At 51.3% G+C, this 19,485-nt stretch carries 23 protein-coding genes and 1 tRNA gene; 16 read left to right on the forward strand and 8 right to left on the reverse strand.

Annotated elements, in window-relative coordinates; all coding sequences use genetic code 11:
• The first annotated feature begins 13 nt into the window (after window positions 1-13).
• The 7 genes from J9260_RS01385 to J9260_RS01415 all read left to right on the forward strand — a co-directional run bounded on the left by J9260_RS01385 (window position 14) and on the right by J9260_RS01415 (window position 4,485).
• Complete coding sequence (locus J9260_RS01385; RefSeq protein ID WP_246499572.1) at window positions 14-250, forward strand: carboxysome peptide B; 237 nt, start codon at window positions 14-16, stop codon at window positions 248-250.
• Window positions 251-298: 48 nt separating this feature from the next.
• Entirely contained in the window at window positions 299-616 is a 318-nt protein-coding gene (gene csoS1, locus J9260_RS01390) for an alpha-carboxysome major shell protein CsoS1 (protein ID WP_210219280.1), read from the forward strand.
• Window positions 617-658: 42 nt separating this feature from the next.
• The gene (gene csoS1, locus J9260_RS01395; RefSeq protein ID WP_210219281.1) at window positions 659-949 is read left to right on the forward strand and encodes an alpha-carboxysome major shell protein CsoS1; all 291 of its coding nucleotides are present in this window, start codon (window positions 659-661) and stop codon (window positions 947-949) included.
• Window positions 950-1,082: 133 nt separating this feature from the next.
• The gene (locus J9260_RS01400; protein WP_210219282.1) at window positions 1,083-1,343 is read left to right on the forward strand and encodes a 4a-hydroxytetrahydrobiopterin dehydratase; all 261 of its coding nucleotides are present in this window, start codon (window positions 1,083-1,085) and stop codon (window positions 1,341-1,343) included.
• A gap of 26 nt (window positions 1,344-1,369) precedes the next feature.
• On the forward strand, window positions 1,370-1,600 hold the full coding sequence (locus J9260_RS01405; RefSeq protein WP_210219283.1) for a hypothetical protein: 231 nt from the start codon (window positions 1,370-1,372) through the stop codon (window positions 1,598-1,600).
• 16 nt (window positions 1,601-1,616) lie between these two features.
• A complete protein-coding gene (locus J9260_RS01410) occupies window positions 1,617-2,084 on the forward strand; it encodes an SgcJ/EcaC family oxidoreductase (RefSeq protein ID WP_210219284.1) in 468 nt (155 codons plus the stop codon).
• A 67-nt stretch (window positions 2,085-2,151) separates the two neighbouring features.
• The gene (locus J9260_RS01415) at window positions 2,152-4,485 is read left to right on the forward strand and encodes a nitric oxide reductase activation protein NorD (protein ID WP_210219285.1); all 2,334 of its coding nucleotides are present in this window, start codon (window positions 2,152-2,154) and stop codon (window positions 4,483-4,485) included.
• Window positions 4,486-4,529: 44 nt separating this feature from the next.
• Here the strand turns inward: J9260_RS01415 and gmk are convergent, their stop codons facing one another.
• A complete protein-coding gene (gene gmk / locus J9260_RS01420; RefSeq protein ID WP_210219286.1) occupies window positions 4,530-5,153 on the reverse strand; it encodes a guanylate kinase in 624 nt (207 codons plus the stop codon).
• A gap of 89 nt (window positions 5,154-5,242) precedes the next feature.
• Between gmk and yrfG the strand changes: the two genes are divergently transcribed.
• Window positions 5,243-5,932, forward strand: a complete 690-nt coding sequence (gene yrfG / locus J9260_RS01425) for a GMP/IMP nucleotidase (protein ID WP_210219287.1) — start codon at window positions 5,243-5,245, stop codon at window positions 5,930-5,932.
• Here the strand turns inward: yrfG and J9260_RS01430 are convergent.
• The gene (locus tag J9260_RS01430) at window positions 5,929-6,807 is read right to left on the reverse strand and encodes a 5'-3' exonuclease (protein ID WP_210219288.1); all 879 of its coding nucleotides are present in this window, start codon (window positions 6,805-6,807) and stop codon (window positions 5,929-5,931) included. The two genes, yrfG and J9260_RS01430, sit on opposite strands and share 4 nt — an antisense overlap.
• A gap of 114 nt (window positions 6,808-6,921) precedes the next feature.
• Between J9260_RS01430 and J9260_RS01435 the strand changes: the two genes are divergently transcribed.
• On the forward strand, window positions 6,922-7,509 hold the full coding sequence (locus tag J9260_RS01435) for a DUF1131 family protein (RefSeq protein ID WP_210219289.1): 588 nt from the start codon (window positions 6,922-6,924) through the stop codon (window positions 7,507-7,509).
• A 41-nt stretch (window positions 7,510-7,550) separates the two neighbouring features.
• On the opposite strand, the gene J9260_RS01440 is transcribed toward J9260_RS01435, so the two are convergent.
• Both J9260_RS01440 and mutY read right to left on the reverse strand, forming a co-directional pair.
• Entirely contained in the window at window positions 7,551-7,817 is a 267-nt protein-coding gene (locus J9260_RS01440; protein ID WP_210219290.1) for an oxidative damage protection protein, read from the reverse strand.
• Window positions 7,818-7,842: 25 nt separating this feature from the next.
• Window positions 7,843-8,904: an A/G-specific adenine glycosylase gene (gene mutY / locus J9260_RS01445; RefSeq protein ID WP_210219291.1), complete on the reverse strand. Its 1,062-nt coding sequence runs from the start codon at window positions 8,902-8,904 to the stop codon at window positions 7,843-7,845.
• A gap of 46 nt (window positions 8,905-8,950) precedes the next feature.
• Between mutY and J9260_RS01450 the strand changes: the two genes are divergently transcribed.
• Window positions 8,951-9,024, forward strand: a tRNA-Gly gene (locus J9260_RS01450).
• A 178-nt stretch (window positions 9,025-9,202) separates the two neighbouring features.
• Here J9260_RS01450 and J9260_RS01455 read toward each other — a convergent pair.
• The gene (locus tag J9260_RS01455) at window positions 9,203-9,685 is read right to left on the reverse strand and encodes a hypothetical protein (protein WP_210219292.1); all 483 of its coding nucleotides are present in this window, start codon (window positions 9,683-9,685) and stop codon (window positions 9,203-9,205) included.
• 171 nt (window positions 9,686-9,856) lie between these two features.
• Here J9260_RS01455 and J9260_RS01460 point away from each other — a divergent pair, with 171 nt between their 5' ends.
• The 6 genes from J9260_RS01460 to J9260_RS01485 all read left to right on the forward strand — a co-directional run bounded on the left by J9260_RS01460 (window position 9,857) and on the right by J9260_RS01485 (window position 16,896).
• The gene (locus J9260_RS01460) at window positions 9,857-10,468 is read left to right on the forward strand and encodes a methylthioribulose 1-phosphate dehydratase (RefSeq protein WP_210219293.1); all 612 of its coding nucleotides are present in this window, start codon (window positions 9,857-9,859) and stop codon (window positions 10,466-10,468) included.
• A gap of 3 nt (window positions 10,469-10,471) precedes the next feature.
• Entirely contained in the window at window positions 10,472-11,014 is a 543-nt protein-coding gene (locus J9260_RS01465) for a 1,2-dihydroxy-3-keto-5-methylthiopentene dioxygenase (RefSeq protein WP_210219294.1), read from the forward strand.
• A complete protein-coding gene (mtnC, locus tag J9260_RS01470; protein ID WP_210219295.1) occupies window positions 11,014-11,703 on the forward strand; it encodes an acireductone synthase in 690 nt (229 codons plus the stop codon). The genes J9260_RS01465 and mtnC overlap by 1 nt, the downstream gene beginning before the upstream one ends.
• A gap of 34 nt (window positions 11,704-11,737) precedes the next feature.
• Complete coding sequence (glmU, locus tag J9260_RS01475; RefSeq protein ID WP_210219296.1) at window positions 11,738-13,117, forward strand: bifunctional UDP-N-acetylglucosamine diphosphorylase/glucosamine-1-phosphate N-acetyltransferase GlmU; 1,380 nt, start codon at window positions 11,738-11,740, stop codon at window positions 13,115-13,117.
• Window positions 13,117-14,955: a glutamine--fructose-6-phosphate transaminase (isomerizing) gene (gene glmS, locus J9260_RS01480; protein ID WP_210219297.1), complete on the forward strand. Its 1,839-nt coding sequence runs from the start codon at window positions 13,117-13,119 to the stop codon at window positions 14,953-14,955. Before glmU ends, glmS begins: the two co-directional genes overlap by 1 nt.
• A 165-nt stretch (window positions 14,956-15,120) precedes the next feature.
• Window positions 15,121-16,896, forward strand: coding sequence for a SulP family inorganic anion transporter (locus J9260_RS01485; protein ID WP_210219298.1), 1,776 nt, complete (start codon window positions 15,121-15,123; stop codon window positions 16,894-16,896).
• A 77-nt stretch (window positions 16,897-16,973) separates the two neighbouring features.
• Here J9260_RS01485 and J9260_RS01490 read toward each other — a convergent pair whose 3' ends face one another.
• The 3 genes from J9260_RS01490 to J9260_RS01500 form a co-directional block, all read right to left on the reverse strand.
• Window positions 16,974-17,312, reverse strand: a complete 339-nt coding sequence (locus tag J9260_RS01490; protein WP_210219299.1) for a hypothetical protein — start codon at window positions 17,310-17,312, stop codon at window positions 16,974-16,976.
• A 127-nt stretch (window positions 17,313-17,439) separates the two neighbouring features.
• On the reverse strand, window positions 17,440-17,922 hold the full coding sequence (gene moaC / locus J9260_RS01495) for a cyclic pyranopterin monophosphate synthase MoaC (protein ID WP_210219300.1): 483 nt from the start codon (window positions 17,920-17,922) through the stop codon (window positions 17,440-17,442).
• Window positions 17,922-19,388 (reverse strand): S41 family peptidase, encoded by a 1,467-nt coding sequence (locus J9260_RS01500; RefSeq protein WP_210219301.1) that lies wholly within the window; start codon window positions 19,386-19,388, stop codon window positions 17,922-17,924. Before J9260_RS01500 ends, moaC begins: the two co-directional genes overlap by 1 nt.
• Between the last annotated feature and the right edge of the window lie 97 nt (window positions 19,389-19,485).

A 19,485-nucleotide genomic window follows, 5' to 3' on the forward strand; every position in this document is an offset into this window, starting at 1 on the left:
GCACATGGAAATCATGCGGGTACAGTCTGATTTGGTCGCCACCCAGCGCGTACCTGGCTTGAAGAATATGTCCTTGCGGGTTTTGGTGGACAGCAAGGGCGCTAAGAATGTGGCTTGCGATCCGGTGGGCGCACCGCCCGGAGCGTGGGTTTTCACCATCAGCGGATCAGCGGCGCGTTACGCGCTCAAGGATCCCAAGGTGCTAACGGATTTGACCATCGCCGGAATCATCGACCATTGGGACGAATGACCGCCGCTGGGTTAATTAATGACTGATTTTTTACGAGAGGATATTCAAATGGCTGAAGTAACTGGTATTGCCTTAGGCATGATTGAAACACGCGGTCTGGTACCGGCTATCGAAGCCGCTGATGCCATGACTAAAGCGGCTGAAGTACGTCTGATTGGTCGCCAGTTCGTTGGTGGCGGTTATGTGACTGTACTGGTACGTGGTGAAACAGGTGCAGTTAACGCTGCTGTCCGTGCAGGTGCTGACGCTTGTGAGCGTGTTGGTGACGGCTTGGTTGCTGCACACATTATCGCGCGCGTTCACTCTGAAGTGGAATGCATCCTGCCTAAAGCAGGCGAAACCCCTGACAACGCTGTTATCGGCTAAGTCACTTTGATTGATCGTTAATCGTTTTTAAGGAGAATAAACATGGCACAAGTAACTGGTGTTGCTTTAGGTATGATTGAAACACGCGGCCTCGTTCCTGCTATCGAAGCAGCCGATGCGATGACCAAAGCCGCTGAAGTCAAGCTGATCGGTCGTCAATTCGTTGGCGGTGGTTATGTAACTGTTTTGGTTCGTGGCGAAACTGGCGCGGTTAACGCAGCGGTGCGTGCAGGTGCTGACGCTTGTGAGCGCGTGGGTGACGGTTTGGTAGCGGCGCACATTATTGCCCGCGTCCACTCCGAAGTCGAAACCATTCTGCCTAAGGCGGAGTAAAACCTGACCCCTCACCCCCTAGCCCCCTCTCCCTCAAGGGGCGAGGGGGAACAAGAAAACATTCTCTTAGCCCCTATCCCCTTGAGGGAGAGGGGTTGGGGTGAGGGGTATCTTCAACCAAAGGAGCACTATCATGACCGCAACCCAACCCAGCAGCGCATGGAATGTCCAGCAACGCCCAGCGGCAATGACCCGCCGTTATGAATTTGCCTCCTACGCTGAAACACGCACGTTTTTGGATCAACTAGCCGCGCTTTCCGAACGCACGGGTTTGCATCCGAATCTGAATTTCGCCCGCAATCATGTGAGCGTGAGCATCAATGCGGAAGGTGACGCCTTAACGGATGCGGAGTATGCCTACGCTGCCGAAGCTGATGCTTTCGCCCAACAATAATTTGGTTTAACCACGAGGTTTGGCAGATGCCTACAGCAAAATCCAGCAAACCCAAAGCGGTGAAACCTGCCGCAGCCGCCCCAGTGGTGCTTGAAGCACCCGAAGCAGCAGTAGTACCAGAAGAGACCGTTCCAGCCGTTGCTGATGTACCGCAACCGCCGCAAGCACCCACAGTGGCACCAGCCGCGCCAGCCGCAGCCGACGACCTGAATCAACCGGGTTTCCCGCTGCACCCTGAGCGTGTTTGGCCTGATTAACCTGCGAGAAGACACCATGATTTCCAGAGTAACCACTTCCGCTTCCATGCAGTCACGCGCTCCGCGTGGTGCTGTCACCGGGGCTTATGTTGGCAATACCACCCCGCCTCCCGTGGATGTGGATGCCCTGTTCAAACGTTGGGATGCTGCCTTGCATACCCGCAGTGTTGATGCTGTGGTTGCCTGTTACAGCCATGATGCGGTATTGCTGCCTACGGTTGCCGATGAGCCGCACGTTGGGCATAAGTCGATTGCTGACTATTTCAAGCATTTTCTCGCCGGTTCACCACGCGGTGCTGTCACCGAACGCCATGTGCAAGTCGGCTGGGATATGGCAGTGGATATGGGTACGTATTCCTTCGTGTTTGCCGATGGACGCAAAGTGACCGCACGTTATACCTTTGTGTATCGCCCGCGTGCCGGAGAATGGCTCATTACCCATCACCATTCGTCCGTTCTGCCAGAACAATTCTGCAAGCTCTGACTTATTCCCTCCACCCCTTGCGGGGGGAGGGTTAGGGAGGGGGGGTAACTTAATAAGGAGTACTTTGATGGCGTTACAACTCAGCGATTATCAGGACATTATTGATGATTTGGGTGATACCACCAAAGAAGTGCTGGAAGCCAACTGGCAAGAAGCCGCACGGGTGTTTTCCCCACGTGGGCTGGATACTTATTTGCGCGGTGCTGCTGGGCTGAAATCGCTGGGGCGCGGTACGGATTTGGTCGAATCTTTCTTGGAAGCGGCCCCACTGGTTGCCAGAGAAGTGGGCGAACAAGCCGTTTCCGAACTGTTATCCGCAGCCATTCAGATGTTCTCCAAAACCAGTGCCAGTGTCTTGGTGCTGTTGTTTTCCACCGCACCCACAGCGGCAGCGCGGATGGGCGAACTCGAACTGTTCAAAGGCTACCTGAGCCTGTTGAACCATCTGTTAGCGCAAGCCCCGCGTGCTTTGCGCCCAATGCTGGAAAAGCTCGATGTATTGTTGGCGCACCTGACGCTGGGCGGGTTGCGCCGCTGGGCAATGTGGGGTATTTCCGCTTACCGCAACGATTTTAACGGACAGGCTGAGTATTTCGGGCTACAAAACGACGCGGCAATGAACGTGCTGAAGAAAGAACAGCGCGGGGTATTGTTCGTCGATGTGCAACGCCGCCTGATTATGTATTTACGCGCCTTGTGGGGACGCGACTTTTTCTTGCGCCCGACTTCCGGTGACTTTGAAACCCGCGAAGGCTACCGCCCGTATATCGAAGCCAGTTTTATCCACCTGCCGGATGCGTTTGACGATTTCACCCTGCCCAATGGCGAAAAAGCCAAGGGCATGGATGTGTACCGCGCGGCGGCTGCGCATACTGCCGCGCATATCGTGTATTCCCGTTATTATGACGATGCCCAAGGGTTGACCCCGTTGCAACAAGCAATGGTTGGGGTAGTGGAAGACGCACGGGTGGAAACACTGGCGGTGAAGGACTTCCCCGGCTTGCTGACCTTGTGGAAAAACCTGTTACCGGCGGATTCGCAAGACAACAGTGCCGCGAGTGTGTTGGGGCGCATGGCGCGTGGCTTGCTGGACAAAGATTACCGCGATGATCACTCGCTGGTTGAAGCCGCCACTGCCTTGTTTGCGCAACACACCGAGCGTTTACACGACCAAACTTTGGCGTTGGACATTGGTTTGCAACTGGCGGAACAGGCTAAAGCCTTGGATTTCAAATACAACCCGCGTCGGGATCAGCCCACCAACCCCTACCGCGACGATAACCGCTACCTGTGGCAATCCCCCGACGATGCCGAAAACACCGTGTTATTGCCGGGACAAACCCAGCAAGTGCGCAAATACGTCAGCATGATGGAAATGGTCATGGGGCTGGACGTGGAATACGCAGGCGATGACGCGCAAGAAATTTGGGTGCTGGAAACCGAATTCTTCCACGACGACGGCACGACCCTCAATGAAAAAGAGGGCAAACAGCCGGTGGCATCGCCGGTGCATTACCCTGAATGGGATTACCAGACCCAACTGGAACGTCCCAACTGGGTAACAGTGCTGGAAAAACGCCCGAAACGCGGTGATCACACTGTGCTGGAAGTGGCGATTGAAAAGCACAAGCCACTGGTGCGGCGCATTAAAAACCTGATCGAATCCATCCAACCGCAAGGCATGATCCGCCAACGCAATCAGGAAGACGGCGATACGCTGGATTTGAATGCCGCCATCCACGCGATGGTGGATATTCGCCGGGGTATCCAACCCAGCCCACGCATCAATATCCGCACGCACTTACAAATTCGCGACCTGTCGGTGCTGTTGTTAGTGGATTTGTCCGAATCAACCAATGATCAGGTTCGGGGTGCAGAGGAAGGCGTAACGGTACTGGATATGGCGCGTGAGGCAACGGCACTGTTGGCGGAAGCCTTGGTAAAAATCGGCGACCCGTTTGCGATTCACGGCTTCGACTCCAATGGGCGGCACGACGTGGAGTATTACCGCTTCAAAGACTTTGACGCGCCCTATAACGAGACCGTCAAAGGGCGGCTGGAAGCCATGAAGGGCAAGCTGTCTACCCGCATGGGTGCAGCGTTGCGCCATGCCGGTTCGTTGCTGTCGCGGCGTGCCAGCCAGAAAAAATTGATTTTGTTGCTTACCGATGGGGAACCTGCGGACAACGATGTGCGTGACCCGCAATACTTACGCCAAGACACCAAAAAAGCGGTGGAAGAACTGGCGCGGCAAGGCATTCAAACCTTCTGCCTGACGCTTGACCCGTATGCGGATGAATACGTGTCACGTATTTTCGGGCATAAGTACTACTTGATTCTCGATCAGGTCAGCCGTTTACCCGAAAAGCTGGCGATGCTTTATATTGGGATGACGAAGTAATCCCACGAAAATTCGCGGTGGTTTTCGTAGGTTTTAGCGCATTTTTAGGATGTAACCAACGCATCCAACAGTGCTGCATGACGTTGCGTTTGCCGCTCCCGTTGGAGGCGTTGGCTGCGGAAAATACTACCGAGTTCTGCCACTGCCGTCTCAAAATCGTCGTTAATGATCAGGTAATCGTATTCGGGGTAGTGCGCCATATCGCTTTGTGCATCACGCATCCGCCGTTGAATAATAGCTTCGCTGTCTTGCCCGCGTCCTTGTAAACGTTCTTGCAAGGCGGCAACGCTGGGTGGCAGGATAAAAATGCTTACCGCGTCAGGGGCGCGTTGGCGTACCAGTTGTGCGCCTTGCCAGTCGATTTCAAGAATGACATCGTGACCTGCGGCTAACACGCCGTTGACCGCTTGTTTGGATGTGCCATAAAAATTGTCGAAAACTTGTGCGTATTCCAAAAAAGCATCGGCGGCGATTTGCTGCTGAAATGCCTTAACCGTGGTGAAATGGTAATGCACGCCGTCTTGTTCGCCGGGGCGCGGTTGGCGGGTGGTGTGTGAAACGGCGACATCGACACCGGGTAAGTGAGCACGTAAGGCTTGCAATAAGCTGGATTTCCCCGCACCTGATGGCGCGGAAACGATATAAAGTTGACCGGTGGCGGTATTCATGGCAATGGTTTCCTACAAGCGTGTACACGGTGGCAACCGCGTGGGTTTCGTGTATGGTTGGCATTTTGACAGGCACGGATTTTAGCACGATGACGACCACAACAGGCGATTTCCTCCCGCCCATTTCACTCGATTGGGATGCCATTCACACCGTCTTTTTGGATATGGACGGTACGCTGCTGGACTTGCACTTTGATAACCATTTTTGGCTGGAGCATTTACCGGTGCGCTTGGCGCAACAGCGCGGGGTAACACCGCAGGAAATCAGCAGTTATTTACACGACCGCTACACCGCGATGGAAGGCACGTTGGAATGGTATTGCCTCGATTATTGGCAACAACATTTAGACACGGATTTGGTGGCGTTAAAGCACGAAATTGCCGAACGTATCCAGATTCGGGCGCACGTTGAGCGGTTTCTGGAGTCGTTACACACGCGCGGCAAACGGGTGGTGCTGTTAACTAATGCGCATCAAAAAAGTGTGGGGATGAAGTTTGGTTACGTGGCGTTATCGCACTATTTTGACCGGATTATTACCTCGCACTCGCTAGGTTTGCCAAAAGAACACCCGGATTTTTGGAATAAATTGGCGGAAGTCGAAGCCTATAATCCGCTGCATTCGCTATTTATTGACGACAATTTACACGTATTGCGAGCCGCACAAGCGCACGGGGTTAAGCATTTGCTGGCGATTCACCAACCGGATTCGCAGCAGCCGCCGAAAGATACTGCCGAATTCACCGCTGTGGTGTGTTATACCCAATTAATGGCGGCTTAAATCGCCATCCACAACGCGAATTGCTGTTCGGTTAATCCCAGCAATTCGCATAAGGCTTGCAGCCGCACCGGGTCTTTTATCCCACGTCGCAAGTCGTGGGGAATATCCGGCACTTCGCAGTAAATCCCGGTTAATTGCCGCGCTAATAGCACCGTGGCGCGGTGTTCTTCGACGAGGCGTTGCAGGCGTTTTGCACCGGCGGTTTTCATCAGGCCGATTTCGGGAATGCGCGACAGTAAGTTGTCGATATTGTGGAATTTATGCAGTAATTTCGCCGCTGTTGCCATGCCGATACCGGGAATGCCGGGAATATTGTCGGCGGTGTCTCCGGCAATCGCGAGCTGATCCGCGAGTTGCGCAGGCCATACCCCGAATTCACGTTTAACCCCACCATCGGTTAAGGCTGTGCGTTTGCCGTAATCCCACCAATGATCGTGACTGCCGACCAATTGCGCTAAATCTTTGTCACCACTGATAATTTGACAGGCTTTGCCGCGTGCGTGTTGCTGCGTTACCCAGGTGCCGATTACGTCGTCGGCTTCGTGGTGAACGCTGGCAGTTTGCACAATACCCAGCGCGTCCAAAAATGCACGGCATTGTGCAAACTGGTATTTGAGATTTTCCGGTGCGGGCACACGATTGGCTTTGTAGGCGGGGTAAATGTTTTTGCGAACCGAGGTTTGCAAGCTGGTGTCAAAGGCAAATCCAATTTCCACAGGCTGTTCGTTTTGCAGTAAGTTGTAAACAAAACGCAGAAAACCCAGCACCGCATTCACGGGATTGCCTTCTGTGTCCAATACCGGCGGTTGGCGTATAAACCACGGGCGGAACACGTAAATGCTGGCATCAATTAACCAAACGGGGGATTCAGGCATGAGTTTTTCTTAGGTTGGCGATAAGTTTATCGACTATAACTAGCGGAGCATAAAAATGCACGCAGACGCATTTTATGAAAGAATGGACTGTCAATTTTGAGGAAGGAGTGGGCAATGCTGAATTTACGCTCAATCGTTTGTATCGGACTGGTAGTACTTAGTGTCGCCGGTATCAGCGGTTGTAATGAAAAAAGCACTACCGAGACTACTGCCGTCAAGCCGCTGGAAATGCTGTCGGTGGACGGGGTAGGGCCGATTAATGCGCAAACTGCTTTTAATTTGCACGATATTACCACCGTTTTTCAGGGTCTGAATGTGACTCAGCAATTGCATTATCACAAGGGGCAAAAATACCCGGTGATTGATGTCACCAAAGATACCAAAACCCTACTGGTGATTAACCCCGACGTGAAACAGCAAAAAGTGTTTTCGGTAATGGTTAAAGATAACCTCATCGGCAACCGTTTAGGGCATACCATTGGAATGCGCTTTGCTGATATTTACGCCTATGGGCAAACCGAAGAATGCGCGGCTGGCACAGAAGAACTTGCTGGAAAAGTGCTGTGTTACGCGCCCCAAACCGGCAATATTTTATATTTGTTTGGCGGTACTTGGAATGGTGCGGTGGGTGCAGTTCCCCCCAAAGACGTGTTGGCTACTTGGCAAATGGAAGCCATGATCTGGAAACCGCTAGCGAAATGATTGGTGAAGACCCTCACCCACTGGAGCGAGGGTCTTCCACCTTATACTGGCTTGAAGCCTTCGATTTTGCTCGCGCCTTCGCCGAAGAAGAATTTTTCCATTTCTTCTACCAAGAACTTGCGATCTTTTGGATTGATTGGGCTGAGGCGGTATTCATTGATCAGCATGGTTTGTTGACGCAACCACTTGCCCCACGCTTCCTGAGATACATGGTCAAAAATGCGCTTGCCTAATGCACCGGGGTAGGTTTGCATTGCCAATCCTTCAGCTTCGCGCCCTAAATGGACGCAGTTCACCATGCGTGTCATGTGTTCTCCTCAAGTATATGCCGTGTCAATGTTGGAAATGGCTACGGACGGCGGCAGAAAGACCGCCCGCCAGTTCTGAGCCTGCTTTATACCAGAGCCAGCCACTCCCTTCCATTATCCTTGATGGCGTGGTGTCCAAATCCACCAGCAACGGTTGCAAATGCAGTCGGTAATGCGAAAACGTGTGCGTCAACGTCGGCAATACCTGCGCGGCTAGTGCGGTTTGCGTAACATTTTCCTGCAACCAAGTGTGTAATTGCACGCTGTCCGCAAATTCTGGAAAGCTCCATAATCCGCCCCAAATCCCCGTTGGCGGACGTTTTTGCAAAAACACTTCACCAGCCGCATTACACAACACCAACGCCACGGCGGTTTTTTCCGGCAAGACTTTGGCAGCACGTTTACCGGGGTAAGCTTGCGGATTGCCTTGTAGTAATGCTTGGCAGTCGTTTTGCAATGGGCATTCGCTGCAACGCGGTTTGCTGCGGGTACACAATGTTGCACCCATGTCCATCATCGCTTGGGTGTAAGCAGCATTGCGGGTATTGGGTAAATGTTGTTCTGCATAACCCCACAAACGTTGCAGGGTGCGGATTTCGCCCGGCCAGCCCTCTACAGCGTGGTAACGTGCCAATACCCGTTTCACATTGCCGTCCAAAATGGCGTGGGGTTGATCCTGGCTGAGTGACAAAATTGCCGCCGCAGTGGAGCGTCCAATACCGGGCAGGGTTTCAAGCGTGGTAATGTCGTGCGGGAACACCCCGGCGTAACTGTCGCGGATGATTTGCGCGGCTTTGTGTAAATTGCGCCCGCGACTGTAGTAGCCCAGACCTTCCCACAATTTCAACACATCGTCTTGCGCGGCGGCGGCTAACGCATCTAAGTCTGGAAAGCGTTGCATAAAACGCTGATAGTAGGGAATAACCGTGGCAACTTGGGTTTGCTGCAACATGATTTCCGACACCCATACGCGGTAAGGGGTGGGTTGTTGTTGCCAGGGTAAATCGGTGCGCCCGTATTGATCGAACCACGCCAGCACTCGCGCTGCGAAGTTATCGGCCTTGGGTAAAATCCTTGTTGTCGCCATCCTTAAAACACTCTACAATTACGTCCCTGCTACGGTATCCCATAGCGCGGGTGTAGTTCAATGGTAGAACGGCAGCTTCCCAAGCTGCATACGTGGGTTCGATTCCCATCACCCGCTCCAAGTCTTTGATTTCTAAAGAAAAGCCCATAGATTCAATACGCATCCCCACACTTTGGCTGCATAATTACGTGCGCACAAAAAAGCAAGGGGACATCCCGAAAGATGCCCCCTTGCTAGGGACTTATGTTTAAGCGTTTCAGGTTGTGGTTAACCGCTAACCTGAAACGTTAACTATGTCTTACTGTGCAGCAGGTGTTGCTGGAGCAGCAACAGCAGGTGCTGCTGGAGTCGCCGCAGGTGCAGCAGCTACTGGAGCAGTAGGAGCTTGTACTGCTGGCATAACGAAACCAGTACCGTCTTGTGAAGACTGTGCGTTAGCAGAAACGTTGTTGTCGCCATTGCCGTAGCCGTAGCCGTTGCCAGCACCGTACCAGTCGCCGTTGCCTTTACCGTTAGCAGCCATGTCAGAAGCCATGTCTGATTTGCCTTTACCTTTGAAGTTGATGCTGAATTCAACTTCGCCGTCAGCAGTGCCTTTGTTGTTGGTGTAACCGTTTACATCGCCGTTGCCAGTGCCGTAACCGTTGCCTGCACCTTGTGTAGTTACAGCACCTTGGTTGTTGCCTTGACCAGATGCTTGACCGTTTTCAGGTGTGAATTCAGCAGAAGCAGCAGAAGCGAAAGCGATTAAAGCTGCAAAAGCGATAGTTTGAATCTTCATAATGTATCTCCTAGCGGGAAGTTGTGTTCGTGTTTCAATGTGAATGCATCATAATATTAGCATATTCTAATGTAAAGGATTTTTTGAAGATTTTTTTGAAATAACGCAAATCGTCTGACAAGCAGGCGGAATCTTGCGAAAATGCTATGCTTTGTCGCTATGAGTCATGTTATGTCTGAAACCTTGCCACATTTGCGCAGTGAGCTGATTGCCGCTGGGCAGTTTTTCCATGCCAGAGGTTGGGTTCCCGCCACCAGTAGCAACTTTTCGGCACGTCTAGGGTCGGATGAAATCCTGATTACCAGTTCCGGGCAGCATAAAGGGCGTTTGGATGACAGCGGCTTTTTACGGGCGGATTTGAATGGTATTTCGTTGGATGCTGGTAAACGGCCTTCTGCGGAAACGGGTTTGCACACCATTATGTATCAGCGTGATCCGGCGATGGGTTGTGTGTTGCATACGCATTCGGTGAATGCCACGGTGTTGTCAATGCGTTTGGATGCGGTGACATTGCAAGGGTATGAATTGCAAAAAGCCTTCCCCGGTATAACGACGCACGAAGGGCAGGTGGTGATTCCGGTGTTTGCGAATAGCCAAGATATTGCCGCTTTGGCGGTGGAAGTGGGGCAATATTTAGACGCGCATCCGGCAACCGTGGGGTATTTGATTCGCGGACACGGGATGTATACCTGGGGCGCGAGTGTTGCGGATACTTTGCGGCATGTCGAAGCGTTAGAATTTTTGTTTGAATGTGTTTATCGGCAATTGTTGCTGGATAGGTGAGCCATGAGTGAATTGAACATTTACGCGGATAATAGCCCGCAAGTGGAGCAAACCCATACCGATTACGCCACCATTAGTGCGTTATTGGCAGAGCAAGGGGTGCGTTTTGAACGTTGGCAAGCGAGTGTTGCGTTGGCAGATGATGCAACCCAAGCGGATGTGATTGCAGCTTATCGCACCGATATTGAGCGTTTGATGGCTGAAAACGGTTTTCAAAGCGTGGATGTGATTAGTTTAACCCCTGATCACCCCGATAAAGCGATGTTGCGTCAGAAATTCCTCAACGAACATACGCATTCGGAATACGAAGTGCGCTTTTTTGTGGACGGGCAGGGCTTGTTTTACCTGCATTTAGGCGACAAGGTGTACACCGTATTGTGCGAAAAGGGTGATTTGATCAGCGTTCCGGCGGGTGCTACCCATTGGTTTGATATGGGGGCGAATCCGCGTTTCAAGGCGATTCGTTTATTCACTAACCCCGAAGGTTGGGTGGCAAATTTTACCGGCAGTGACATTGCGGCGCAGTTTCCGCGTTTGGAAAACTGATGAGCATCCAAGTTATTTTGACCGATATTGAGGGGACAACCACGAGTTTGTCCTTCGTGAAAGACGTGTTGTTTCCGTATGCGGATCAGCAAATGCACGACTTTGTGGTGGCACATCGCCAAGACCCGGTAGTGGCTAAATTAATTGATGATGTGCGTCTGGAAACCGGCAATGCGGTGTTGTCGCTGGCGCAGGCGATTGCACAATTGCGCCAGTGGATTGCGGAAGATAAAAAAGTTACGCCGTTAAAAGCGTTGCAAGGTTTGTTGTGGGAAGCAGGCTATCGTCAAGGCGACTTCACCGGGCACGTCTACGCCGATGCGGCGCGTCAGTTGCAAGCTTGGCATCAGCGCGGTTTGGCGTTGTATGTGTATTCGTCGGGTTCGGTGTATGCGCAAAAATTGCTGTTTGGTTATTCCGATGCGGGCGATTTAACCCCGTTGTTTAGCGGCTATTTCGATACCCAAATCGGTCACAAGCGCGATGCGGCGGCGTATCAGCGTATTGTGGAGGCGATTGGCGTGCCTGCATCAACGATTTTATTTTTATCAGACATCCGCGAAGAATTAGACGCAGCACAACAAGCAGGGCTGAAAACCTGTTGTTTGGTGCGTGAAAATCAATCTGTTGAAGGGTTGGTGCATCCGTGGGTCGTGGATTTTGACGCGATTGCTATTGACGCGCTGTAAACTCACCTTTATTTGCTTTAGGTAACTCATCGTTATGAATATCTTTCCTATTATCCTCGCGGCGGGTCAAGGAACCCGGATGCGTTCGGCTCTACCCAAGGTGTTGCACCCGATTGCAGGCAAACCGATGTTGCAACACGTGGTAGATGCCTGTGCAGCTTTGCAAAACCGTCAAGTAGCGTGCCACATGGCGATTGTTTACGGGCACGGCGGCGAATTAGTGCGCGAACGCATTAGCGGTGAAAACCTCAACTGGGCGTTGCAATCGGTACAAAAAGGCACGGGTCACGCAGTGGCACAAGCCATTCATTTGGTGGATGCGGACGATATTGTGTTGATTGCTTACGGTGATGTGCCGTTGATTCGCTCGGTAACACTGCAAAGTCTGGCGCAAGGTTTGCAAGATTCCGCTTTGTGCATTTTGACTACGACGCTGACAAATCCTACCGGTTACGGGCGGATTGTGCGTAATGCGCAAGGGCAGGTGCAGGCGATTGTGGAAGAGAAAGATGCCAACGACACCCAGCGGCAAATTACCGAAGTGAATACCGGTTTTATCGCAGCACGCGGCGCGGATTTGAAGCGTTGGTTACAGCAACTGAGTCCGCAAAATGCTCAAGGTGAATATTACCTCACCGATTGCGTGGGCTTGGCTGTGGCGGAAGGCGGCAGCATTAATACCGTGTGTTGCACCGATCCGGTGGAAGTGGAAGGTGCGAATAACCGGGTGCAGTTAGCACGGCTGGAACGCGCTTGTCAGCAGCGTCAGGTGGAAAAGTTGATGTTAGCGGGTGCAACCGTGGCTGACCCGGCGCGGCTGGATATTCGTGGTACGGTTGAAACCGGGCAGGATGTGTTTTTAGACATCAATGTGGTGTTAATCGGTAAGGTCACTATCGGTAATAACGTGGTGATTGAAGCCGGTTGCGTGATTCAGGATGCTGAGATTGGCGACAATACGCACATTAAAGCGTATTCGGTGATTGAGTCAGCAGTGATTGCATCACACTGCGATATTGGCCCGTTTGCCCGTTTGCGCCCCGGCACGGTGCTGGCAGAAAAAGCCAAAATCGGCAATTTCGTGGAAACCAAAAAAGCTCGTATTGGCAAAGGCAGCAAGGTTAATCACCTCAGTTACATTGGTGATACCGAAATGGGCGAATCGGTCAATATTGGTGCGGGAACCATTACCTGTAATTACGATGGCGCGAATAAGCACAAAACAGTCATCGGTGATAACGTTTTTGTGGGGTCGTGTACCCAGTTGGTGGCTCCGGTCACGATTGCACAAGGGGCGACGATTGGCGCGGGTTCAACCATTACTAAAGATGCACCGGCTGATGAATTAACCCTGTCGCGTGCGAAACAAATGACCATGAAAGGCTGGCAGCGTCCGGTTAAGGAGAAAAAATAATGTGCGGTATTGTCGGCGCGGTAGCGCAACGTCCGGTGGTCGAGATTTTATTGGAAGGTTTACGTCGTTTGGAATACCGGGGTTACGATTCCGCTGGTGTTGCCGTGGTGCGTGGGCAGGGTGATTTGGTACGTAGCCGCGCGCTGGGAAAAGTCGCAGCGTTGATGGCGCAGTTAGGTGTTGAACCGATTGACGGGCATTTAGGCATTGCGCATACCCGTTGGGCAACGCACGGTGTACCTGCTGAACGCAATGCGCACCCGCATTTCAGCGGTGAATGGGTTGGTTTGGTGCATAACGGTATTATTGAAAATCACGCGGATTTGCGTAAACGCTTGCAAGATACCGGGTTTACTTTTACCTCTGACACCGACACCGAAGTGGTGGCGCATTTGGTGGAAGTATTCCGCCGTCAGGGTTTGAGCCTGCTGGATTGCGTGTTGGCGGCGCGGTGTGAATTGCAGGGTGCTTACGCGCTGGCAGTGATTTCCCCGAATGAGCCGGACACCTTGATTGTGGCGCGGCAAGGCAGCCCGCTGGTGATTGGTTTGGGTATCGGTGAGAATTTTATTGGCTCAGATATTCAGGCAATGTTGCCGGTGACTAGCCGTTTCATTTATTTGGAAAACGGTGATGTGGCACGTATTACCCGCCACAAAGTCGATATTTACGATGTGACGGGTGCGAAAGTTGAGCGTCCGGTCAAGCAATCCAGTGCGTGTTCGTTTGCGGCGGATTTGGGTGAATACCGCCATTTCATGCTCAAGGAAATCTTTGAGCAGCCGCAATCCGTTGCCGCTACTTTGGAAGGGCGTTTGGCTGCGGATCACGTGTTGCCGTGTTTGCACGGGGTGAGCGACGCGCTGGAACGTTTGGCGCAAGTTGACGAAGTGCAAATTATTGCTTGCGGAACCAGTTATCACGCGGGCTTAGTGGGGCGTTACTGGATTGAAGCCAATACCGATATTCCGTGCCAAGTGGAAGTCGCCAGTGAATACCGTTACCGTCGCCAGCCACCGCGCAAAAATCTGTTGTTTGTGACGATTTCTCAATCGGGTGAAACCGCCGATACCTTGGCTGCACTCGAAAAAATCAAAGAAAATCATGGCAGTTTAGCCACCTTGACCATTTGTAATGTGGCGGAAAGCTCGTTGATCCGCGAATCGGATTTAGCCTTGATGACGGTTGCCGGGCCGGAAATCGGGGTGGCTTCCACTAAAGCCTTTACCACGCAACTGGTTGCTTTGCAGTTGCTGATGGTATTGCTGATGCAAGCCAAAGGTGCGGATGCGGGCAAGATCGCTAAGATCGTGGATGATTTGCGTAAATTGCCTGCTTTAATTGAGCAAGCTTTGGATTTGAATGCCACGATTGAAAAGCTTGCTGAGCATTTTATTGAGAAACACCACGCGCTATTTTTAGGGCGCGGTGAGTTGTACCCGATTGCGATGGAAGGTGCGCTCAAACTCAAGGAAATTTCCTACATTCACGCCGAAGCTTACCCCGCAGGTGAACTCAAGCATGGCCCGTTGGCGTTAGTCGATAGTGAGATGCCGATTGTCACGGTAGCACCCAACACTGCCTTGCTGGAGAAGTTAAAATCCAACTTGGAAGAAGTGCGTTCGCGCGGCGGTGTGTTGTACGTGTTTGCAGATCGTGAGGCACACATTCAGGAGGCGGATAATTTGCACGTATTGGAAATGCCGCATGTCCCGGAGTTACTGGCTCCGATTGTTTACACCCTGCCGTTGCAACTGCTGTCTTACCATGTCGCAGTCCAAAAAGGTACGGATGTGGATAAGCCGCGCAATTTAGCGAAGTCGGTAACGGTTGAGTAGTATTGAAAAACCCTATGATGGGGGCGCGTAAGCATTGAATCCCTTGTATATCCGTGAGGGTATTATTTCAGTACAATCTTATATTCTAATAAACCAGCGGCTCGTTCCGCTGGTGTCTGTTTAGGGTTATGCGTTTTCAATCTACGGTCGGAGGTAAACACCGTAATGGGTAATTGGTTTGTGTCACTGTTAGGTGACTGGAAAGAGCGTTTCACGCCTTACAGGAGTTGGTTGGGTGAGCTGAAAAATCCTGAGGTATTAAAAGCAGATGCGATGGCGGGTTTGACCGTGGCTCTGGTTTTGATCCCTCAGTCAATGGCTTACGCACAATTGGCGGGCTTGCCTGCGTATATCGGCTTATATGCTTCCTTTTTGCCGGTCATGGTGGCGGCGATTTTCGGTTCTTCGCGCCAATTGGGTACGGGGCCGGTAGCGGTAGTGTCGTTAATGTCGGCAGCAGCCATGCAGCCGTTCGCTTTGCAGGGTTTGCCGATTGAAGCCATCGTGGTGTATTCCGCGTTGTTAGCGTTGATGATCGGGATATTCCAGTTGTCATTGGGCTTATTGCGTTTGGGTATCTTGGTCGACTTTTTATCGCATCCGGTGGTGGTGGGTTTCACCAATGCTGGGGCGTTGATTATTGCCACCTCGCAAGTGCCAAAAATCTTTGGACTGAATATTAAGGCGGATCAGTTTGATCATTCTTATGAGTTCTGGTGGGCAACGATTGCAGCTTTGCCTGATACCAAAGTGACAACGTTTGTGATTGGTGCATTTGCCTTAACGACCCTGATGGTATTGAAAAAGTACGCACCACGGTTGCCGGGGGTATTAATTACGGTGGTGTTGACCACGGTGTTGTCGTGGGCGGTTGATTACAAAGGCATGGGTGGTAGCGTCATTGGTACGATCCCTGAAGGTTTGCCGACATTCTCGTTACCGTTCATTGAAATGGATGTTAAAACCTTCATGTCACTGGCAACGACAGCGGTGGTTATTGGTTTGATTGGTTTCGTGGAGGCGATTTCCATTGCCAAGGCGATGGCTTCTCAGACGCGCCAACGTTTATCAGCTAATCAGGAATTGGTTGGGCAAGGTCTATCAAACATTACCTCCGGGGTGTTTGGCGGGTACGCGGTATCCGGTTCCTTCTCGCGTTCAGCGGTTAACTTTGCGGCGGGTGCTGTCACAGGCTTCTCTTCCGTGGTGACGGGTTTGCTGGTGGCATTGACCTTGTTGTTCTTAACGCCATTACTGTATCACCTGCCACAAGCAACGTTGGCAGCGGTTATTATTATGGCAGTGGTTAACTTGGTTAAGATCGCACCGATTAAGCACGCTTGGAAAGTCGAACCGCACGATGGTGTGGTGGCGGTAGTCACGTTCTTTGCAACATTGGCCTTCGCGCCGCACTTGGATAAAGGTATTCTGTTGGGTGTGGTGTTGTCATTGGGCTTGTTCTTGTATCGCACCATGAGTCCTAACCTGGTGGAAGTGGCACGTCACGAAGACGGTTCGATGCGTGATGCGCAAGCACATGGCTTAAAAACCAGCGATAGCATTGCTGTTTACCGCTTTGACGGGGATTTGTATTTTGCCAATACCGGTTATTTGGAAGGTAAATTACTCAACAATGTAGCGCAAAAACCTAACCTGAAAGCCTTGGTGCTGGATATGGAATCCATTGACCAGATTGATTCGACCGGCGAGGAAATGCTTGAAAAGCTTGCCGATCGTTTGAAATTTGCAGGCATTGAGTTCTACATTGCGCGGGTAAAACTGCGTGTGTATCAAGCATTCCAGCGTTCTGGTTTGGCGCAGCACATTGGCGAAGAGCGTTTCTTCCGTGAACGTAAGTTTGCGATTCAGTACGCTAAAGAGCAGTTGGGTGATGCGATTGATATTGAACCATTACAGCACTTTACTCCGGCGAAAGCCTGATAAATAAAGCGTAATGAATTGAAGGAGAGGCCACTTAGCGTGGCCTTTCTTTTGTTTGCTGCACCAGCGGCTGTGTGCTAGTCCATTGCCACGCGGATAACGTTATCCGCATCCGTTTCCACATGGAAATCGGTCTGTTTGGTTTTATTATCCAAACTGATGGTGGCGCGGTAAAAGCCGGGGGATAGTAGTACCGTGCCAGTATGTCGGGGAAGTACGGCAGCGGGATGTTGCCGGTCATTAACACTAAAAATTGTCCAGTTGGCTTCTTGCAATGCCGGTTGACCGTTTAACGTTGCCACTAACCGCACTTTACTGGTGAGATTAGCGTGAGCAACGTTGCATATACTGCTGGTAGCCATCAGCACAAAAGCTAGCCCCGCAGCAGTAATCATACGGGAATAATGCGCCTGCATATCTTCCCTCCTTACGCTTGGTTGTTGTTTTCAAAAGGTGGTTGTGAATACTAACTGAATGTGACCTTAGCATAAGAAATGTGCAAATACTAGGCGATTTTCCGAGGGCATTCCCTCGGTTTTATTTCTATTTGATCGAAGACCAATTGCCGGATTTACCACCTGATTTGTGCAGCAGGTGAATATTTTCCATGATCATGCCTTTATCCACCGCTTTACACATATCGTATATGGTCAATAAGGTGATTTGTACGGCGGTGAGTGCTTCCATTTCCACCCCGGTTTGCCCGTGGGTTTCGGCGGTAACAGTGCAATCAATACTGGGCGGGTCAGTTTGCGGGGTTAATGCCACGTCAACATGAGTGAGAGCCAAGGGGTGGCATAACGGAATGAGATCAGCGGTTCGTTTGGAGGCCATAATTCCGGCAATACGGGCGATGCCAAGTACGTCGCCCTTTTTGTGATTGCCTTGCAGAATTTTTTCCAAGGTAGTGGCTTGCATACGGATACTGCCGCAGGCAATCGCCACGCGCTTGGTGGATGCTTTATCGCCAACATCCACCATATGCGCTTGCCCTTGGGCATTAAAGTGCGTTAACTCATCCGGCATTACAAAGTTTTGCCATCTGCACTTTTGGGTTCAGGTGTGGCTTGGAGGCGGCTTTGCACCAAATCCATGCCTTTGAGGATATTCAAGGCTTCAAACAATTGATAATCCTCTTCAGCCAAACCTTTTTTGGCTTTATCCGCATCGGCGGGTTTTGCTTTGTCTGCTGCTGGCTTGTCGTCAGTCACGGCATCTTTATCGGAAGGAGCTTCTGGTTTCGCGCTGTCTTCAGCAGGTGTTTCTGCTTTTTCCGGTTTTGCAGCATCATCCGCTTGGGTTGGATTAGACAAGTGTTTGCTCAAATCAGCTTCGGACAGCGGGTCAAATGCACCGTCTTCAGTGTCTTGATTTTCCTTAACTTTTAAAGGCTTCAGCTCAATATCAGGAACAATGCCTGCTGCTTGAATGGAACGTCCCGCCGGAGTGAAGTAACGTGCTGTAGTTAATTTAACAGCGGTTTTTTCATCCAAAGGTAAGACGGTTTGTACCGAGCCTTTGCCGAAAGTTTTTTGCCCCACGATCAATGCGCGTTTGTGATCTTGTAACGCTCCTGCAACGATTTCCGATGCGGATGCTGAGCCTTGATTGACCAATACCACAATCGGTGCGCCAGTGATGGAATCGCCCTTGTTGGCGGTGTATTCCATTTTTGCATCCTCGACACGGCCTTCCGTATAAACGATTTTGCCTGTTTCTAAGAACGCATCAGAAACACCTACCGCTGCATTCAGCACGCCACCGGGATTGTTACGCAAATCCAACACAATACCGCGTAAGTTGCCCTTGTTTTCCTTTTTCAGGCCATCTAGAGCCTCGAGTAGGGCTTCGGTGGTTTTTGCTTGGAAACTGGTGATGCGCACATAGCCATAGCCTGCTTCCAGTAAGCGGCTTTTCACACTTTTAACTTGGATAATCGCGCGTTTCAGGGTGACTTTAAAGGGCTTGTCTTTGCCTTCACGCACGACCATTAAATTGATGCTGGTGTCGGGTTTACCGCGCATTAATTTGACCGCATCGTTGAGGGTCATACCTTTAACCGGTGTGTCATCCAAGCGAATAATCAAGTCACCGGATTGCAACCCTGCTTTTTGCGCCGGGGTGTCATCAATTGGGGAAATGACTTTGACAAAGCCGTCTTCCATGCCGACTTCAATACCCAAGCCACCGAATTCGCCACTAGTGCCGACCTGTAACTCTTTGAACTCTTCCGCATCCAGATATGAGGAGTGCGGATCAAGACCACTTAACATGCCCCGGATGGCATTGGTCATCAAGTCTTTGTCTTTTACTTCTTCAACGTAGCTGTCTTTGATGCGCGAATAGACTTCAGAAAATTGCTGAAGTTCATCCAACGGCGGAGCAGCCTGAACCGTTTGTTTGAAAGCAAAAACATTCAGGCTAATGCTGGTTGTTGCACCAATTAAGATGCCAGCAATCGTGCCAGCCAGAATGCGGTAGCGTGTATGCATAAGTGTTTTTCTCCGGTATTTTGGGCTGCCTGCGTCCGTGTAGACAGATTTGTTTTTGTCGCGGTTTACGCCAGCGTATCGGCGCAAGTGTACCATT

The organism is Thiothrix unzii (assembly GCF_017901175.1).
GTDB lineage: Bacteria > Pseudomonadota > Gammaproteobacteria > Thiotrichales > Thiotrichaceae > Thiothrix > Thiothrix unzii.

Excerpts from the sequence above, each read along its gene's own strand:
- J9260_RS01385 (WP_246499572.1), top strand. The coding sequence starts at position 14 with ATGCGGGTACAGTCTGATTTGGTCGCCACCCAGCGCGTACCTGGCTTG.
- csoS1 (WP_210219280.1), top strand. The coding sequence starts at position 299 with ATGGCTGAAGTAACTGGTATTGCCTTAGGCATGATTGAAACACGCGGT.
- csoS1 (WP_210219281.1), top strand. The coding sequence starts at position 659 with ATGGCACAAGTAACTGGTGTTGCTTTAGGTATGATTGAAACACGCGGC.
- J9260_RS01400 (WP_210219282.1), top strand. The coding sequence starts at position 1,083 with ATGACCGCAACCCAACCCAGCAGCGCATGGAATGTCCAGCAACGCCCA.
- J9260_RS01405 (WP_210219283.1), top strand. The coding sequence starts at position 1,370 with ATGCCTACAGCAAAATCCAGCAAACCCAAAGCGGTGAAACCTGCCGCA.
- J9260_RS01410 (WP_210219284.1), top strand. The coding sequence starts at position 1,617 with ATGATTTCCAGAGTAACCACTTCCGCTTCCATGCAGTCACGCGCTCCG.
- J9260_RS01415 (WP_210219285.1), top strand. The coding sequence starts at position 2,152 with ATGGCGTTACAACTCAGCGATTATCAGGACATTATTGATGATTTGGGT.
- gmk (WP_210219286.1), bottom strand. The coding sequence starts at position 5,153 with ATGAATACCGCCACCGGTCAACTTTATATCGTTTCCGCGCCATCAGGT.
- yrfG (WP_210219287.1), top strand. The coding sequence starts at position 5,243 with ATGACGACCACAACAGGCGATTTCCTCCCGCCCATTTCACTCGATTGG.
- J9260_RS01430 (WP_210219288.1), bottom strand. The coding sequence starts at position 6,807 with ATGCCTGAATCCCCCGTTTGGTTAATTGATGCCAGCATTTACGTGTTC.
- J9260_RS01435 (WP_210219289.1), top strand. The coding sequence starts at position 6,922 with ATGCTGAATTTACGCTCAATCGTTTGTATCGGACTGGTAGTACTTAGT.
- J9260_RS01440 (WP_210219290.1), bottom strand. The coding sequence starts at position 7,817 with ATGACACGCATGGTGAACTGCGTCCATTTAGGGCGCGAAGCTGAAGGA.
- mutY (WP_210219291.1), bottom strand. The coding sequence starts at position 8,904 with ATGGCGACAACAAGGATTTTACCCAAGGCCGATAACTTCGCAGCGCGA.
- J9260_RS01455 (WP_210219292.1), bottom strand. The coding sequence starts at position 9,685 with ATGAAGATTCAAACTATCGCTTTTGCAGCTTTAATCGCTTTCGCTTCT.
- J9260_RS01460 (WP_210219293.1), top strand. The coding sequence starts at position 9,857 with ATGTCTGAAACCTTGCCACATTTGCGCAGTGAGCTGATTGCCGCTGGG.
- J9260_RS01465 (WP_210219294.1), top strand. The coding sequence starts at position 10,472 with ATGAGTGAATTGAACATTTACGCGGATAATAGCCCGCAAGTGGAGCAA.
- mtnC (WP_210219295.1), top strand. The coding sequence starts at position 11,014 with ATGAGCATCCAAGTTATTTTGACCGATATTGAGGGGACAACCACGAGT.
- glmU (WP_210219296.1), top strand. The coding sequence starts at position 11,738 with ATGAATATCTTTCCTATTATCCTCGCGGCGGGTCAAGGAACCCGGATG.
- glmS (WP_210219297.1), top strand. The coding sequence starts at position 13,117 with ATGTGCGGTATTGTCGGCGCGGTAGCGCAACGTCCGGTGGTCGAGATT.
- J9260_RS01485 (WP_210219298.1), top strand. The coding sequence starts at position 15,121 with ATGGGTAATTGGTTTGTGTCACTGTTAGGTGACTGGAAAGAGCGTTTC.
- J9260_RS01490 (WP_210219299.1), bottom strand. The coding sequence starts at position 17,312 with ATGCAGGCGCATTATTCCCGTATGATTACTGCTGCGGGGCTAGCTTTT.
- moaC (WP_210219300.1), bottom strand. The coding sequence starts at position 17,922 with ATGCCGGATGAGTTAACGCACTTTAATGCCCAAGGGCAAGCGCATATG.
- J9260_RS01500 (WP_210219301.1), bottom strand. The coding sequence starts at position 19,388 with ATGCATACACGCTACCGCATTCTGGCTGGCACGATTGCTGGCATCTTA.